Source organism: Streptomyces sp. NPDC005820, assembly GCF_040630255.1.
GTDB lineage: Bacteria > Actinomycetota > Actinomycetes > Streptomycetales > Streptomycetaceae > Streptomyces.
The window spans coordinates 114,405-129,262 of record NZ_JBEXXE010000004.1 but is presented as its reverse complement, the minus strand read 5'-3'; the positions used below and the strand labels follow the sequence as shown (position 1 = coordinate 129,262).

Annotated in this window: 15 protein-coding genes and 1 tRNA gene; 14 read left to right on the top strand and 2 right to left on the bottom strand. The window is 71.3% G+C overall.

The window, feature by feature from the left end; translation table 11 throughout:
• Positions 1–37 precede the first annotated feature (37 nt).
• From ABZ464_RS06430 to ABZ464_RS06375, 12 genes are all read left to right on the top strand, one after another.
• A complete protein-coding gene (locus tag ABZ464_RS06430) occupies positions 38–433 on the top strand; it encodes an NADH-quinone oxidoreductase subunit A (RefSeq protein WP_055637671.1) in 396 nt (131 codons plus the stop codon).
• Complete coding sequence (locus tag ABZ464_RS06425; RefSeq protein ID WP_359271739.1) at positions 424–1,047, top strand: NADH-quinone oxidoreductase subunit B family protein; 624 nt, start codon at positions 424–426, stop codon at positions 1,045–1,047. The genes ABZ464_RS06430 and ABZ464_RS06425 overlap by 10 nt, the downstream gene beginning before the upstream one ends.
• Entirely contained in the window at positions 1,044–2,735 is a 1,692-nt protein-coding gene (locus ABZ464_RS06420) for an NADH-quinone oxidoreductase subunit C (RefSeq protein WP_359271736.1), read from the top strand. Before ABZ464_RS06425 ends, ABZ464_RS06420 begins: the two co-directional genes overlap by 4 nt.
• Complete coding sequence (locus tag ABZ464_RS06415; RefSeq protein WP_359271733.1) at positions 2,732–3,700, top strand: complex I subunit 1 family protein; 969 nt, start codon at positions 2,732–2,734, stop codon at positions 3,698–3,700. Before ABZ464_RS06420 ends, ABZ464_RS06415 begins: the two co-directional genes overlap by 4 nt.
• On the top strand, positions 3,700–4,302 hold the full coding sequence (locus ABZ464_RS06410; protein ID WP_359271730.1) for an NADH-quinone oxidoreductase subunit I: 603 nt from the start codon (positions 3,700–3,702) through the stop codon (positions 4,300–4,302). The genes ABZ464_RS06415 and ABZ464_RS06410 overlap by 1 nt, the downstream gene beginning before the upstream one ends.
• Positions 4,299–4,982, top strand: coding sequence for an NADH-quinone oxidoreductase subunit J (locus tag ABZ464_RS06405; protein WP_359271727.1), 684 nt, complete (start codon positions 4,299–4,301; stop codon positions 4,980–4,982). Before ABZ464_RS06410 ends, ABZ464_RS06405 begins: the two co-directional genes overlap by 4 nt.
• Positions 4,982–5,359: an NADH-quinone oxidoreductase subunit NuoK gene (gene nuoK / locus ABZ464_RS06400; protein ID WP_359271724.1), complete on the top strand. Its 378-nt coding sequence runs from the start codon at positions 4,982–4,984 to the stop codon at positions 5,357–5,359. Before ABZ464_RS06405 ends, nuoK begins: the two co-directional genes overlap by 1 nt.
• Complete coding sequence (locus ABZ464_RS06395; protein ID WP_359271722.1) at positions 5,356–7,350, top strand: NADH-quinone oxidoreductase subunit L; 1,995 nt, start codon at positions 5,356–5,358, stop codon at positions 7,348–7,350. The genes nuoK and ABZ464_RS06395 overlap by 4 nt, the downstream gene beginning before the upstream one ends.
• Positions 7,351–7,356: 6 nt before the next feature.
• A complete protein-coding gene (locus ABZ464_RS06390; RefSeq protein WP_359271719.1) occupies positions 7,357–8,931 on the top strand; it encodes an NADH-quinone oxidoreductase subunit M in 1,575 nt (524 codons plus the stop codon).
• Entirely contained in the window at positions 8,928–10,475 is a 1,548-nt protein-coding gene (locus ABZ464_RS06385; protein WP_359271716.1) for an NADH-quinone oxidoreductase subunit N, read from the top strand. The genes ABZ464_RS06390 and ABZ464_RS06385 overlap by 4 nt, the downstream gene beginning before the upstream one ends.
• Before the next feature lie 238 nt (positions 10,476–10,713).
• The gene (gene htpX / locus ABZ464_RS06380) at positions 10,714–11,577 is read left to right on the top strand and encodes a zinc metalloprotease HtpX (RefSeq protein ID WP_359271713.1); all 864 of its coding nucleotides are present in this window, start codon (positions 10,714–10,716) and stop codon (positions 11,575–11,577) included.
• Positions 11,574–11,966, top strand: a complete 393-nt coding sequence (locus ABZ464_RS06375; protein WP_359271711.1) for a YccF domain-containing protein — start codon at positions 11,574–11,576, stop codon at positions 11,964–11,966. Before htpX ends, ABZ464_RS06375 begins: the two co-directional genes overlap by 4 nt.
• A gap of 140 nt (positions 11,967–12,106) precedes the next feature.
• Here the strand turns inward: ABZ464_RS06375 and ABZ464_RS06370 are convergent, their stop codons facing one another.
• Positions 12,107–13,357, bottom strand: coding sequence for an APC family permease (locus ABZ464_RS06370; RefSeq protein ID WP_359271708.1), 1,251 nt, complete (start codon positions 13,355–13,357; stop codon positions 12,107–12,109).
• Between the two features lie 211 nt (positions 13,358–13,568).
• On the opposite strand from ABZ464_RS06370, the gene ABZ464_RS06365 reads away from it, so the two are divergent.
• Positions 13,569–13,835, top strand: coding sequence for a GlsB/YeaQ/YmgE family stress response membrane protein (locus ABZ464_RS06365; RefSeq protein WP_133914823.1), 267 nt, complete (start codon positions 13,569–13,571; stop codon positions 13,833–13,835).
• 95 nt (positions 13,836–13,930) lie between these two features.
• On the opposite strand, the gene ABZ464_RS06360 is transcribed toward ABZ464_RS06365, so the two are convergent.
• A complete protein-coding gene (locus ABZ464_RS06360; RefSeq protein ID WP_359271705.1) occupies positions 13,931–14,419 on the bottom strand; it encodes a YajQ family cyclic di-GMP-binding protein in 489 nt (162 codons plus the stop codon).
• Positions 14,420–14,643: 224 nt separating this feature from the next.
• On the opposite strand from ABZ464_RS06360, the gene ABZ464_RS06355 reads away from it, so the two are divergent.
• Positions 14,644–14,725, top strand: a tRNA-Tyr gene (locus ABZ464_RS06355).
• The last annotated feature ends 133 nt before the right edge of the window (positions 14,726–14,858 follow it).

The following is a 14,858-nucleotide window of genomic DNA, read 5'->3' as shown; positions in this document are numbered from 1 at the left end:
GCCGAAGAGGCTGAGGTCAGGGAGCGAGGGGACGGACGTGCGGGAACCGACCGTCGAGATCGCGGCGGACTACTTCCGGTCCTATTCGGTCGTCGGACTGCTCGCCGTCGTCGGCGTGCTGTTCGTGGCCGTCGCCTTCGGCGCCGGACGCCTGCTGCGCCCGGTCGTACCGACCCCCGAGAAGCTCCTCACGTACGAGTGCGGCGTCGACCCCGTCGGCGAGGGCTGGGCCCACACCCAGGTCCGCTACTACGTCTACGCCTTCCTCTATGTCATCTTCGCCGTCGACTCGATCTTCCTGTTCCCCTGGGCGACGGTCTTCGCCGCCCCCGGCTACGGCGCCACGACCCTCGTGGAGATGTTCATCTTCCTCGGCTTCCTCGCCGTAGGCCTGCTGTACGCATACAAGAAGGGCGTCCTGACATGGACGTGACCCCAGAGGCGACCGCTTCCGCCGAAGCGACGGCCTCCGCACCCGTTCTCCTCCCGGAGCCGAAGCGCCTGGGCGCGCTCGCCCGCCTCGCCCCCGAGCCGATGAAGGTCGTCCTCAACTGGGGCCGCCGCTACTCGCTCTGGGTCTTCAACTTCGGCCTCGCCTGCTGTGCCATCGAGTTCATCGCCGCGTCGATGGCCCGCCACGACTTCATCCGCCTCGGCGTCATCCCCTTCGCCCCGGGCCCCCGCCAGGCCGACCTGATGGTCGTCTCCGGCACGGTCACCGACAAGATGGCCCCCGCGGTGAAGCGCCTGTACGAGCAGATGCCCGAGCCGAAGTACGTCATCTCCTTCGGCGCCTGCAGCAACTGCGGCGGCCCCTACTGGGACTCGTACTCCGTGACGAAGGGCGTCGACCAGATCATCCCCGTCGACGTCTACGTCCCCGGCTGCCCGCCCCGCCCCGAGGCCCTCCTCCAGGGCATCCTCAAGCTCCAGGAGAAGATCGCCCGGGAGTCCCTGCACGAGCGCTACGGCACCCACCGCCCGTCCGCCGCCGCCCTGCAGAGCGACCTGGTCAAGCCGCCCATCGCAGAGGGGAACGCGGGATGACCACCATCGGCTGGCTGCCTGCCCCCGTGGAGGACCTCTTCGGCACGGACGCCACGGCCGAGGAGTCCTACGACGTCCTGACCGTCGACGTCCCGCCCGCCTCCTGGACCACCGCCCTGCGCACCGCCCGCGACGAACTCTCCTGCACCTACTTCGACTGGCTGAGCGCCGTCGACGAACCGGCCACCGGCTTCCGCGTCTCCGCCCACGTCGTCGCCCTCGCCCCGGTCCGCCGCCTGCTCCTGCGCACGACCGTCCCGCACGAGGCCCCGACCCTCGCCTCCGCCGTCGACGTCTACGCGGGCGCCGGCTGGCACGAGCGCGAGACCCACGAAATGTTCGGCGTCGCCTTCGAGGGCCACCCCTTCCTGCACCACCTCCTCCTCCCCGAGACCTTCGAAGGCCATCCCCTCCGCAAGGACTTCGTCCTCGCGGCCCGGGTCGCCAAGGCCTGGCCCGGCGCCAAGGAACCGGGAGAGCCCGCGGCAGGTGCGGCGCACGCCGGCCCCAAGCGCCGCCAGATGCTGCCCCCCGGCGTCCCCGACCCGAACGACTGGGGCCCCCTCAAGGGCCAACTCCCTCCCGCCCCGGCCCGCCCGGCCCGGGCAACGGCTGCCCGCGCCGCAGGCGACCGCCCGGCCCGAGCCGCCACCGGCGACCGCCCGGCCCGCCGCACCCGCACCGCAGCGGAGGGCTCCGCGAGCCAGACGGCCCCGGAAACACCGGCCACCCCGGAAACCGGCACGCCCCCGGAGCCGACCCCGCGCCCGTCCACGGCGCGCAGGACAAGAACCACGACCGAGGGCTCGGCCTCCCAACGCCCCGAGAACACGAGAGGCACAACGGACACCGAAGGAACCGAAGGGGCTACTGACGGCCCGGCCGCGGGCACGAGGGGTGCCGTGGGCAGGACGGATGCCGTGGGTACGACTGGTGCCGCGGGCACGGCGGGTGCCGTGGGTACGACTGGTGCCGCGGGCACGGCGGGTGCCGTGGGTACGACTGGTGCCGTGGGTACGACTGGCGCCGCAGGCAGGACGGACGCCGTGGGTACGACTGGCGCCGCGGGCACGACGGGTGCCGCGGGCACGACGGGTGCCGCGGGCACGACGGGTGCCGCGGGCACCGCCGCCGATACGGCCCCGACTACCGGACGCACCCCGGCCGGTCCCCGCCGCTCCCGCACCGCCTCCGAGGGCTCGGCGTCCCAGCGCACCCAGCCCCCGACCCCCGACACCCGCCCCGCCCGGACCCCCCGCAGCGCCGACGCCCCCTGGCACCACGCCCGCCCGGCCTTCGACGAGCCGCAGCCCACCCCGAACCAGCCGGAACCGGGGCAGCCCCCTGTTCAGCCGGAGCCGGAGCCGGAGTGGGAGCCGGGTCCGGAACCGGCTGCGGAGGCGAACGAGCCGAGTCCGGAGCAAGCCGCCGCGCAGCCGGGACCGGGGGAGCACCCCGTGCGGCCCGCACAGGGCCCGGAGGGCCCGGAGTCTGATCCGGGGCCGGGGCCGGGGCCGGAGTCTGCGCGGGAGTCTGATCCAGACCCGGAGCCGGCGACGGAGCAGCCGTCTGTGCCCAAGTCGTCCGGCACCGGTGGGGACGAAGACCCAAGCCCCGGCCCCCTTCCCGACCCCGACGCCGACCCTGAACCCCCCACCCCCGACCCCCCGTCAGGAGGCCCGCAGTGAACGACGCTCTCGACGTCACCCTGCGACTCCTGCTCGTCTTCGTCGTCTTCCTCACCTTCCCCCTGATCGTCGGTCAGACCGAGCACAAGGTCATGGCCCATATGCAGGGCCGCCTGGGCCCGATGTACGCGGGCGGTTTCCACGGCTGGGCCCAGCTCATCGCGGACGGTGTGAAGTTCGCGCAGAAGGAGGACGTGGTCCCCGCCGGCGCGGACCGCCGTATCTTCCAGCTCGCCCCCGCCGTCGCCCTTCTGCCCTACCTCCTCGTCCTCCTCGCCATCCCGATCGGCCCCGGCGAGGGTGCCGTCGGCCAGGTCCTGGACGCGGGCGTGTTCTTCGTGCTCGCCGTGATGGGCGTCGGCGTGCTCGGCTCCCTCATGGCCGGCTGGGCCAGCGCCAACAAGTTCTCCCTCCTCGGCGGCCTGCGTACCGCCGCCCAGCTCCTCGCCTACGAACTCCCGATGCTGCTCACCGCCGCCTCGGTGGCGATGGCCGCCGGCACGGTCTCCCTGCCCGGCATCGTCGACGCCTTCGAGTGGTGGTGGCTGCCCTGGCAGATCGTCGGCGCGATCGTCTTCTTCGTCGCCGGCCTCGCCGAACTCCAGCGCCCGCCCTTCGACATGCCCGTCGCCGACTCGGAGATCATCTTCGGCGCGTACACCGAGTACACCGGTCTGCGGTTCGCCCTGTTCCTCCTTGCCGAGTACGCCGGAATCGTCGTCCTGTGCGGCCTGACCACCGTCCTCTTCCTGGGCGGCTGGCACGGCCCCTGGGGTGCCGACGGTCTCGGCTGGGTGTGGACCCTGCTGAAGACGGCCGTCCTCGCATTCGTCGTCATCTGGCTGCGCGTGACCTACCCCCGACTGCGCGAGGACCAGCTGCAGAAACTCTCCTGGACCCTCCTCGTCCCCCTTTCTCTCGCCCAGATCGCCCTCACCGGCGTCGTCAAGGTGGTGATCTCCTAGTGGCCCCCATTCCTGGCTCCGGCCTCGCCAAGGGCCTGGCCGTCACCCTCCGCACGATGACGAGGAAGTCCGTCACCGAGCAGTACCCGGACGCCCAGCCGGAACTCCCGCCCCGCACCCGGGGCGTGATCGGTCTGTTCGAGGAGAACTGCACGGTCTGCATGCTCTGCGCCCGTGAGTGCCCCGACTGGTGCATCTACATCGACTCCCACAAGGAGACGGTCCCGCCCGCCGCTCCGGGGGGCCGCGAGCGCAGCCGCAACGTCCTCGACCGCTTCGCCATCGACTTCTCCCTGTGCATGTACTGCGGTATCTGCATCGAGGTCTGTCCTTTCGACGCCCTGTTCTGGTCCCCGGAGTTCGAGTACGCCGAGACCGACATCCGCGAACTCACACACGAGCGGGACAAGCTCCGCGAGTGGATGTGGACGGTGCCGGCCCCGCCCGCCCTCGACCCCGCCGCCGAGGAGCCGAAGGAGATCGCCGCCGCCCGCAAGACGGCGGAGAAGCTGGCCGCCGCCCAGGCCCAGGCCACCGAGTCCGAGCCCACCGACCCCGCCGAGCCCGCGGCGTCCGCCGATCCCGAGGGAGGAGAGTCGTGACCCCCGCCTCCTCCGCCGCCACGGCCGCCCTGGCCGCCGCGCCGCACGGCTTCCTGTCCCCGACCGGTGTCGAGATCGCGTTCGTCCTCGTCGGCCTGGCCACCCTCGGTGCCGCCCTGGTCACCGTCACCACCCGGCAGCTGGTCCACGCCGCCCTGTGGCTGGTGGTCGCCCTCGGCGGCCTCGCCGTCGAGTACCTCCTGCTCACCGCGGAGTTCATCGCCTGGGTGCAGGTCCTCATCTACGTCGGATCCGTTGTCGTCCTCCTTCTCTTCGGTCTGATGCTCACCAAGGCCCCCATCGGCCGCTCACCGGACGCCGACTCCGGCAACCGCTGGGCCGCCCTGACGGTCGCCGTCGCCGCGGCCGCCGCGCTCGTCTGGGTGGTCGTCGACGCCTTCCGCACCACCTGGATCGACCTGGACGGCCCCGCCGCCGGCTCCACCGAGGTCACCGGTGCGAGCCTCTTCCAGAACTGGGTCCTTCCCTTCGAGGCCCTCTCCGTCCTCCTCCTCGCGGCCCTGGTCGGCGCGATCGTCCTGTCCCGCAAGGCGAAGACGGAGCCCGATGCGAGCTCTCCCCCCGTGAACGCCCGGGGTGTCACCAAGAGTTCCCCATCGGTAACGGAAAGTGACGAAAGAATTTCCGGCTCCCCGGCCGAGCAGGAAGGTGCCCGCTGATGCACCTCGCCTATCCCGCCGTCCTCGCCGCCCTCCTCTTCTGCACCGGCCTCTACGGCGTCCTCGCCCGTCGCAACGCGATCCTGGTCCTGATGTCGGTCGAGCTGATGCTCAACGCCGTCAACCTCAACCTCGTCGCCTTCGACGTCTGGCTCAGCCGGGCCGCCGAGGAGACCCTGCACTCCGGACAGGCCCTGACCCTGTTCACCATCGCCATCGCCGCCGCCGAGATCGGCATCGGCCTGGCCATCGTCCTCGCCGTGTACCGGGCTCGCGGCACCTCGGACATCGACCGGCTCCGCGACACCGCCGAGGGCCACGAGACCGACACCCCCGAGACCGGGCCGGGCACCGAGAAGGCTGAGGCCACCGCGTGACCACGACCACCCTCGCCGTCCTCGTCCCTCTCCTTCCCTTCCTGGGCGCGGTGGCCGGACTGCTCCTCGGGCGCAACGCCCCCGGGTTCGTCCGCCCCCTCGCCGTCCTGCCGACCCTCACCTCCCTCGTCCTGGCCGCCGTCGTCGCCGTACGCCAGGGCGGAGACGCGGCCGTCCACGCGGCCACCGAACTCACCCCCACCGGCTCGATCCCGATCGAGCTCTCCCTGGACGTCGACGGCTTCGCCGCCCTGGTCGCCGTCCTGGTCGGCACCGTCGCCACCTGTGTGCAGATCTACTCGACCGGCTACCTCCGCGAGGACCCGCGCTACCCCTCGTACGCCGCGCTCGTCTCCCTGTTCACCTCCGCGATGTTCCTGGTCGTCTACACCGGCGACCTGATCGTGCTGCTGGTCGGCTGGGAGGTCATGGGCATCTGCTCCTACTTCCTCGTCGGCCACTACTGGGAGACCCCCGAGGCCCGCGCGGCCTCCCTCAAGGCCTTCCTGGTCACCAAGCTCGGCGACGTCCCCTTCCTGATCGGCCTGTTCGCCCTCGCCACCGACGCCGGCTCCTTCGAGATCACGAAGGTCCTCGACACCGTCGCCCACGGCGGCCTCGACCACCCGACCGTCATCGCCCTGCTGCTCCTCGCGGGCGTGGCCGGCAAGTCGGCGCAGTTCCCGCTGCACAGCTGGCTCCCCGACGCCATGGCCGGCCCCACCCCCGTCTCCGCGCTGATCCACGCCGCGACGATGGTCGCCGCCGGTGTCTACTTCATCGCCCGGCTCCTCCCGGTCTTCGAGGCCTCCCGGGCCGCGATGGTCGTCCTCGCCGTGATGGCCGCCGTCACCATGGTCGGCTCCGGCCTCGCGGCGCTCGCGCAGGACGACATCAAACGCGTCCTCGCCTATTCGACGATCGGCCAGCTCGGCTACATGACCGGCGCCCTCGCCGTCGGCGACCGCTCGGCCGCCGTCTTCCACCTCCTTTCGCACGGCGCCTTCAAGGCCCTGCTGTTCCTCGCGGCCGGCGTGATCATCCACGCCGCCGGCACCAACTCGCTCGCCGCCATGTCCCGGATGAGCCGGCTGCGCGAGCGCGTCCCGGACGCCTACTGGACGATGACCGTGGCGCTCCTCGCGCTCGCCGCGATCCCGCCGTTCAGCGGCTTCTTCTCCAAGGAGTCCGTCCTCGGCGCCGCCGAGCACATCACCACCGGCCACACCGAGCACGCCCCCGGCGCCGCCGGCTGGCTCGTCCTCGTCGCCGGACTGATCACCGCCCTCCTCACCGCCGCCTACGCCACCCGGCTCTGGCTGCTCGCCTTCCACGGCCGGGGCGCCGAGGCCCCCGACCACGGCCGCCAGCCCCTGACCATGACCCTCGTGCTGTGGGTCCTCGCCGTCCCGTCCCTCGGCCTCGGCGCGCTCGCCTACCGCACGCTCCCCGGCTGGTTCGACGGCAACGACCTCGCCCCGACCCTCACCACCTCCGTGCTCGGCACCGGCGTGGCCCTGACCGGCGCGATCGTCACGTACGCCGCCTGGCGGCACCTCAGGCCGCTCGCGGCCGTCGCCCCACTCGGCGCGGTCGCCGCACACCCCGAGGGCGACGCGGGCCGGGTCGAGGCCGAGGCCATCGCGACCCACGCGCCCGCCTACGGAGACATGGCCTCGGCGCCCGACCCGGCGGACCCCGGGAGGCTCCTGCTCGGCCCGCTGCACCGCCACGCAGCCGTCGGCTTCCATCTCGACGCCCTGTACTCGGCGCTGTTCGTCCGCCCCGTCCAGGGCGGCGCGAGCCTCGTCCGGTTCCTCGACCGCGAGGTCGTCGAGACCTATGTACGCGGCGCGGGCGCCCTGCCCCGCTGGCTCGGTGCGGCCGTACGCCGCGCCCAGACCGGCAACGTCCAGACCTATGTGAGCGCGCTGCTCGCCGGCACCGTCGTCCTGGCGGTCGCCGTCCTCCTCGTCGCCTCGGGAGCGTGAGCAGGCGTGATCGATATCAACGAGTCCGTGATGCAGTTCCTTCTGGCGTTCGTCGTCGTCGGCCCGCTCCTCGGCGCCGCCGCCGCTCTGCTGCCCGCCCCACCCGGACTGAAGGGGAAGTCACCCGAGCAGGCCGTGCTCCGGCACGGCGTCACGGTCACCGGCGTGATCCTCGTCGCCGCGATCGTCCTCGCCCTGGGCTTCGACCACGACCATCCGTCGAAGATGCAGGCCAGTACGGACATCAGCTGGATCCCGGCACTCGACGTGCGCATCCACCTCGGCATCGACGGCATCTCCCTCCCCCTCGTGGTCCTGACCGCGCTGCTGACCTTCCTCTGCGCGCTCTACTCGTACTTCAAGATGCCGTCGGGGCCGACCCCGAAGGCCTTCGTCGCCCTGCTGCTCGTCCTCGAGTCCGGCACGCTCGCGACCTTCGCCGTCCTCGACCTGCTGCTGTTCTTCCTCGCCTTCGAGATGGTCCTCATCCCGATGTACTTCCTCATCGCCCGCTGGGGCGGCGAGGGCCGGACCCGGGCGGCGATGAAGTTCATCCTGTTCACGCTGCTCGGATCCGTGGTCATGCTGCTCGGCCTGCTCCTGATCGGAATCAAGGCGGGCACCTTCGACATGGTCGCACTCGCCACTGACAACGGCCGGTCACTGAGCACATCCGTGCAGGTCATCGCCGTTCTGACGATCGGGATCGGGCTCGCGGTCAAGACCCCGATGTGGCCCCTGCACAGCTGGCTGCCCGACGCCCACACCGCCGCCCCGACCGTCGGCTCGGTCCTGCTCGCCGGTGTCCTGCTGAAGATGGGTACGTACGGGTTCGTCCGGATCCTCCTGCCGATCGCACCCGACGGCTTCCACACCTTCGCGCCCTACCTCGCGGCCTTCGCCGTCGTCGGGATCATCTACGGATCCCTGGCCTGCCTGGCCCTCGCCAAACAGGGCGCCAAGGGCGACCTCAAGCGCCTCATCGCCTACTCCTCCGTCGGCCACATGGGCTTCGTCCTGCTCGGCATCGCCTCGACCACCCCGACCGGCGTGAACGGCGCCCTCTTCGCCAACATCGCCCACGGCCTCATCACCGGTCTGCTCTTCTTCCTGGTCGGCGCCCTGAAGGACCGCACCGGCACCACCGACCTCGACGCCCTCGCCGAACAGACCGGCGCCGCGCTGTACGGCAAGGCGCCCCGCCTCGGCGGACTGCTCGCCTTCGCCGCCGTCGCCTCGCTGGGCCTGCCCGGCCTCGCCGGATTCTGGGGCGAGATGCTCGCCATGTTCGGCGCGTTCGACCCGGCCGACGACCTCAGCCGCCCCGCCTTCCTCACCTTCACGGCGATCGCCGCGTTCGGCACCCTGCTCACGGCCGCGTACCTGCTCGTCGTGGTCCGCCGCGTCTGCATGGGCGCCCTCCCGCAGGACGCGCCGAAGCTCGCCGACGTCCAGTCGTACGAGTTCGCGGCCTGGACCCCGCTCGTCGCCCTCACCGTCGTAGCCGGCCTGTGGCCCAAGGCCCTCCTCGGCCTGACCGACCCGGCCGTGCAGCAGCTCCTCGCAGGAGGCACCCGATGAGCTCCCCGGCCCAGCTCCTTGCCCAGCCCCTGGCCGAGTCGCTGGTCCAGTCCGTCGACTGGCTCGCGATCGCCCCACCCACCCTCGCGGCGGTCGTCGCCCTCGTCGTCCTGGTCGCCGACCTGTTCCTGCCCGACGCCCGCAAGCCGCTCCTCGGCTGGCTCTCCGTCGCCGGACTCGCCGCCTCCACGGCCTTCCTGCTGCCCCTCCGGGACGGCGACCGCTCCACGTTCTGCCTGACCGGCGACCCCAGCGCGTGCAGCTACACGGCCGACCGCTTCACCCTCGTCATCCAGTTCCTCGTCCTCGGCGGAGCGCTGCTGGCCGCCCTCCTGTCGGTCACCGTCCTGAAGGACGCGCGCGGAAGACTCCCCGAAGGGGAGTTCTGGTTCCTGCTGCTGTCCTCCGCCGCCGGCGCCGCCCTGCTGCCCGCCTCCCGCGACCTCGCCACCCTGGTCGTCGCCCTGGAGGTCGCCTCCCTGCCCGCGTTCGCCCTCGTCGGCATCCGGCACGGCGACAGCAGGTCCGCGGAGGCGGCCCTGAAGTTCTTCCTGTCGTCCGTCACCGCGACCGCCGTCAGCCTGATGGGCATCAGCTTCCTCTACGCCACGACCGGCACCCTCTACCTCACCCAGATCGCCGACCGCATCCAGCACGTCGACGGCCAGCTCCACACCCTCGCCCAGACCGGCGTCGTCCTCACCCTGGTCGGCTTCGCCTTCAAGACGGCCGCCGTCCCCTTCCACTTCTGGGTACCCGACACCTACATCGGCGCCCCCCTGCCGATCGCCGCCTATCTGTCGGTCGTCGGCAAGGCCGTCGGCTTCTCCGGCCTCATCCTCGTCACCGTCGTCGGCCTGCCCTCCTACGCCGACGTCTGGGGCCCCGCCCTGGCCGCGCTGGCCGCCCTCACCATGACCGTCGGCAACGTCGGCGCCCTCCGCCAACAGGCCACGCGCGCGTACAGCGCCGTACGCCTGCTCGCCTGGTCCTCCGTCGGGCAGGCCGGCTACCTCCTCGTACCGATCGCCGCCGCCGCGTACACCGACGACGCCGAGCACGCCATCGGCTCCACCGTCGCGTACGCCCTCATGTACGCCGCCGTGAACCTCGGCGCCTTCGCGGTGGCCGCCCTGGTGGGCCGTACGAGCCCGCAGAACCGCCTCACGGACTACCGGGGCCTCCACGCCCGTCACCCGCTCTCCGCGCTCCTCCTGGCCTTCTTCCTGCTGTGCCTCGCCGGACTGCCGCCCGGTGTCATCGGGCTCTTCGCGAAGGTCACCGTCTTCTCGGCGGCCGTCGACGCCGGCCTGGGCTGGCTCGCGGTCGTCATGGCCGTCAACGTCGTGATCGCCCTGTACTACTACCTCCGGTGGACGGCCCTGCTGTTCCGCGCCCCCGAAGGCGACAGCGAGGGCGAACCCGTCAAGCACCGCGTGCCCGCCCCCCTCACCGCCGCGATCACCCTCACCGCCGCCCTCGGCATCGTCCTGTCCGGAGCACCCCAGCTGATCCTGCGCTTCACCGACACCGGCCTCTTCTGAGCGCCCCACGCGCACGCGTACGCGCCCATCGACCCGCGCACGCCCCGGCCGTCACTCCGCCGTCACCCCGACGGCCCACACCCGTGCCCGTACGCACAAGGGAACTAGTGACTCCCACCTGGCGTTGACCAGTACGGGAGGGTCCACTGGACGTGACACCACGACTCCAGTGGGCACCGGAGAGACGGAACACCAGCAAGCAAAGGGTTCCCCTGCTGCACGATTTGGAGGGCGTACCGTGCACCGCCGGCACAACGGGCTCAGGACGGCAGTACTCCTCGGGGGACTGTCCGCCCTCATCATCGTCATCGGCAGCTTCTTCGGCCGCACGGGTCTCGTCATCGCGGTCGTGATCGCCCTCGGGACGAACGCGTACGCGTACTGGAACAGCGACAAGCTGGCGCTACGCGCGATGCGTGCCCGCCCGGTCAGCGAGTTCGAGGCCCCCGCCCTGTACCGGATGGTCCGCGACCTCTCCACCCAGGCCCGCCAGCCCATGCCCCGGCTGTACATCTCCCCGACCGAGGCACCCAACGCCTTCGCCACCGGCCGCAACCCGCGCAACGCCGCGGTGTGCTGCACCGAGGGCATCCTGCGCATCCTCGACGAGCGGGAACTGCGCGGAGTCATCGGCCATGAGCTCAGCCACGTCTACAACCGCGACATCCTCATCTCCTCGGTCGCCGGCGCCCTAGCCTCCGTGATCATGTTCCTGGTCAACTTCGCCTGGCTGATCCCGATCGGCCGCTCCGACGACGACGACGGCCCCGGTCTCCTGGGCATGCTTCTGATCATGATTCTCGGCCCGCTCGCCGCCAGTCTGATCCAACTCGCCATCAGCCGCTCCCGGGAGTACGAGGCGGACGCCTCCGGAGCCCAGCTCACCGGCGACCCGCTTGCCCTCGCCAGCGCCCTGCGCAAACTGGAGATGGGCACCAAACAGCTTCCGCTGCCCCCCGAGCCCCGGATCGAGACCGCGAGCCACATGATGATCGCGAACCCCTTCCGTCCCGGCCAGGGCCTAACCAAGATGTTCTCGACCCACCCGCCGATGGCGGAACGCATCGCCCGGCTCGAGAAAATGGCAGGTCGCTACCAGTGAAGACCATCCTGAACGTCATCTGGCTCGTCCTGAGCGGTTTCTGGCTGTTCCTCGCCTACCTCCTCGCGGGCCTGCTCCTCTGCATCACGATCATCGGCATTCCCTTTGGCGTTGCTGCATTCCGTATCGGCGTCTACGCCCTCTGGCCCTTCGGCTACACCACGGTCGAACGGCGGGACGCGGGCGCGCCCTCCTGTGTCGGGAACGTGCTCTGGCTGGTGCTCGCCGGCTGGTGGCTGGCCCTCGGGCACATCGTGACCGGGCTCGCCCTGTGCGTGACCATCATCGGCATCCCGTTCGGCATCGCGAACTTCAAGCTGATCCCGGTCTCGCTGTTCCCGCTGGGCCGCGAGATCGTGCCCACGGACCAGCCGTTCGCCGGACGCTGACGCGAATGGGTCGGCCCGCGAGGGTGAGCGGGTTGTGCACAATCGGCCGGTTGTCCACAGGCCGGCCCGATTGTCAGTGGCGTCCGGCACCATGAACGCATGACCGAGAACGAGCAGATACCGCGGACGCCGTAGTCCGCTCACCGCCGGCCGAGCCACCTCCGCACCCCGTACGCGATCACGCCCACCGCCAGCACGGCCGCCCCCGTCGCCACGGACGTCACCGGCAGGGCGAACGCCAGGGTCACGCAGCCCAGGAGGCCCACCGCGGGGAGCGCCCGCGCCGTCGGGGAGTCGTCCAGGGTCCAGGCCGAGGCGTTGGCCACCGCGTAGTAGGCGAGCACACCGAAGGAGGAGAAACCGATCGCGCCCCGTACGTCCACCGTGGCGGCCAGCACCGCCACCACCGCGCCGACCGCCAGTTCGGCCCGGTGGGGCACCTGGAAACGCGGGTGAACGGCCGCCAGCGCGCCGGGCAGATGGTGGTCGCGGGCCATCGCCAGGGTGGTGCGTGAGACGCCCAGGACGAGCGCGAGCAGGGAGCCCAGCGCGGCCACGGCCGCCCCGGCCCGTACCACCGGCACCATCCCCGGCGCGCCCGCCGCCCGCACCGCGTCGGCCAGGGGTGCCTCCGCCCGCCCGAGCGCTCCGGCGCCCAGCACGGACAGGACGGCGACCGCCACGCACGCGTAGACGGCCAGGGTGATGCCCAGCGCGAGGGGGATCGCTCGGGGGATGGTGCGCGCCGGATCCCGTACCTCTTCGCCGAGGGTCGCGATGCGCGCGTACCCGGCGAACGCGAAGAACAGCAGACCGGCGGCCTGCAGCACACCGCCCGGGCCGTCCGGGGCCCCGATGTCCAACCGCCCGGCGTCCGAGGCGCCGGAGCCCAGACACACCACGACCACGGAAGCGAGGACCGCGAGGACCACCGACACGATCGCCCGCGTCAGCCAGGCCGATTTCTGGATGCCGCCGTAGTTGACGGCGGTCAGGGCCACCACGGCCGCGACCGCCACCGCGTGCGCCTGTTCCGGCCAGACGTACGCCCCGACCGTCAGCGCCATCGCCGCACAGGAGGCCGTCTTCCCGACCACGAACGACCAGCCGGCCAGGTATCCCCAGAACTCCCCGAGGCGTTCGCGCCCGTACACATAGGTGCCGCCCGAGGCCGGGTACAGGGCGGCGAGGCGGGCCGACGACATGGCGTTGCAGTAGGCGACCAGCGCGGCGAGGGCGAGTCCGAGCAGCAGTCCGGAGCCCGCGGCGTGCGCGGCGGGGGCGAGGGCGGCGAAGACGCCGGCGCCGGTCATCGAACCGAGTCCGATGACCACGGCGTCGCCGACGCCCAGGGTCCGCCGCAGTTCGGCGGGGGATCCGGGCTGTGTCATGGGCCGCACCCTACTGATCGGCGGAACCATCGGATGCCGGGGGGACGTCGTCCCCGACAACAGGACACGAACCCGAGTGAACGCGACACGAACCCGCGTGCGACGGAGGGCGTGGGGCGGGAGGTGTCACGACCGGCACGGCCCGTCCGGAGCGAGCGAGATCACAGTGCCCGGACAGCACGGGCACAGCGCGGAAGGGCAGGTTCAGGACATGGGCATCATCAGCTGGATCATCCTGGGACTGTTGGCCGGAGTCATCGCCAAGGTCCTGCTGCCGGGGCGGGACCCGGGCGGGTTCATCGGAACGACCTTCATCGGGATCGCGGGCGCGTTCATCGGCGGCTGGATATCGGCCCGCTGGCTGGACCACCCGATCACCAAGGACTTCTACGACGGCGCCACCTGGGTGGCGGCGATCGGCGGATCGCTCGTGCTCCTGATCGTCTACCGGCTGCTGTTCGGCAACTCGCGCGACTGAGCGAGGTCCGGCCGACGGGTCCGGCGGACGAGAAGGGCGGGCACCGCGGGGTGCCCGCCCTTCGTCGTCACCGGGAGCGGCCGACCGGCGGCCGGCTACCGGTAGTTCACGAACTGCAGTGCGAAGTCGAAGTCCTGACCCTTCAGCAGGGCGATGACGGCCTGCAGGTCGTCACGGCTCTTGGAGCTGACGCGCAGTTCGTCGCCCTGTACCTGGGCCTTGATGCCCTTGGGGCCCTCGTCACGGATGAGCTTCGCGACCTTCTTCGCGTTCTCCTGGGAGATGCCCTCCTTGATCTCCGCGAAGAGCTTGTACTCCTTGCCGGAGAGCTGGGGCTCGCCCGCGTCCAGCGCCTTCAGCGAGATCCCGCGCTTGATCAGCTTCGACTGGAAGACGTCGAGGACAGCCATCACCCGGTCCTCGGAGTTCGCCTCCATCAGGATCTTTTCACCGGACCACGCGATCGAGGCGCCCACGCCCTTGAAGTCGTAGCGCTGCGAGATCTCCTTGGCGGCCTGGTTGAGGGCGTTGTCGACCTCCTGCCGCTCGACCTTCGAGACGATGTCGAAACTGGAGTCGGCCATGTCCTGTGGCTCCTTGTATCGGGGTGCGTGTGAGCTGCGTATCGGCGTACGTGGAGGCGGCCGCCGAGCCCGGTGTGATCCCGGGCCGCATCCGGACAAGCCTAGCCACCCGCGGTCGTCCGGGTGGAGATCAATCGGGTGGCGAAGCACCCCTCGGCATCGGGTATTGTTTACGTCGTTGCCACAGAGCGCCGCCGAAAAGCGGTTCGAACGGCAGCAACCCCGGCGGTGTGCCCGAGCGGCCAAAGGGAGCAGACTGTAAATCTGCCGGCTCAGCCTTCCCAGGTTCGAATCCTGGCGCCGCCACGCTGAGAACGAAGGGTCCGTTACCTGCTTATGCAGCAGGTGACGGGCCCTTTGTCGTGTGCTGCCCGTTCGAGGGACGGGGTGCGGCAAACGGATCATGTGCGGGCCGACGGCCGTGGCCTCGGGGCAGACC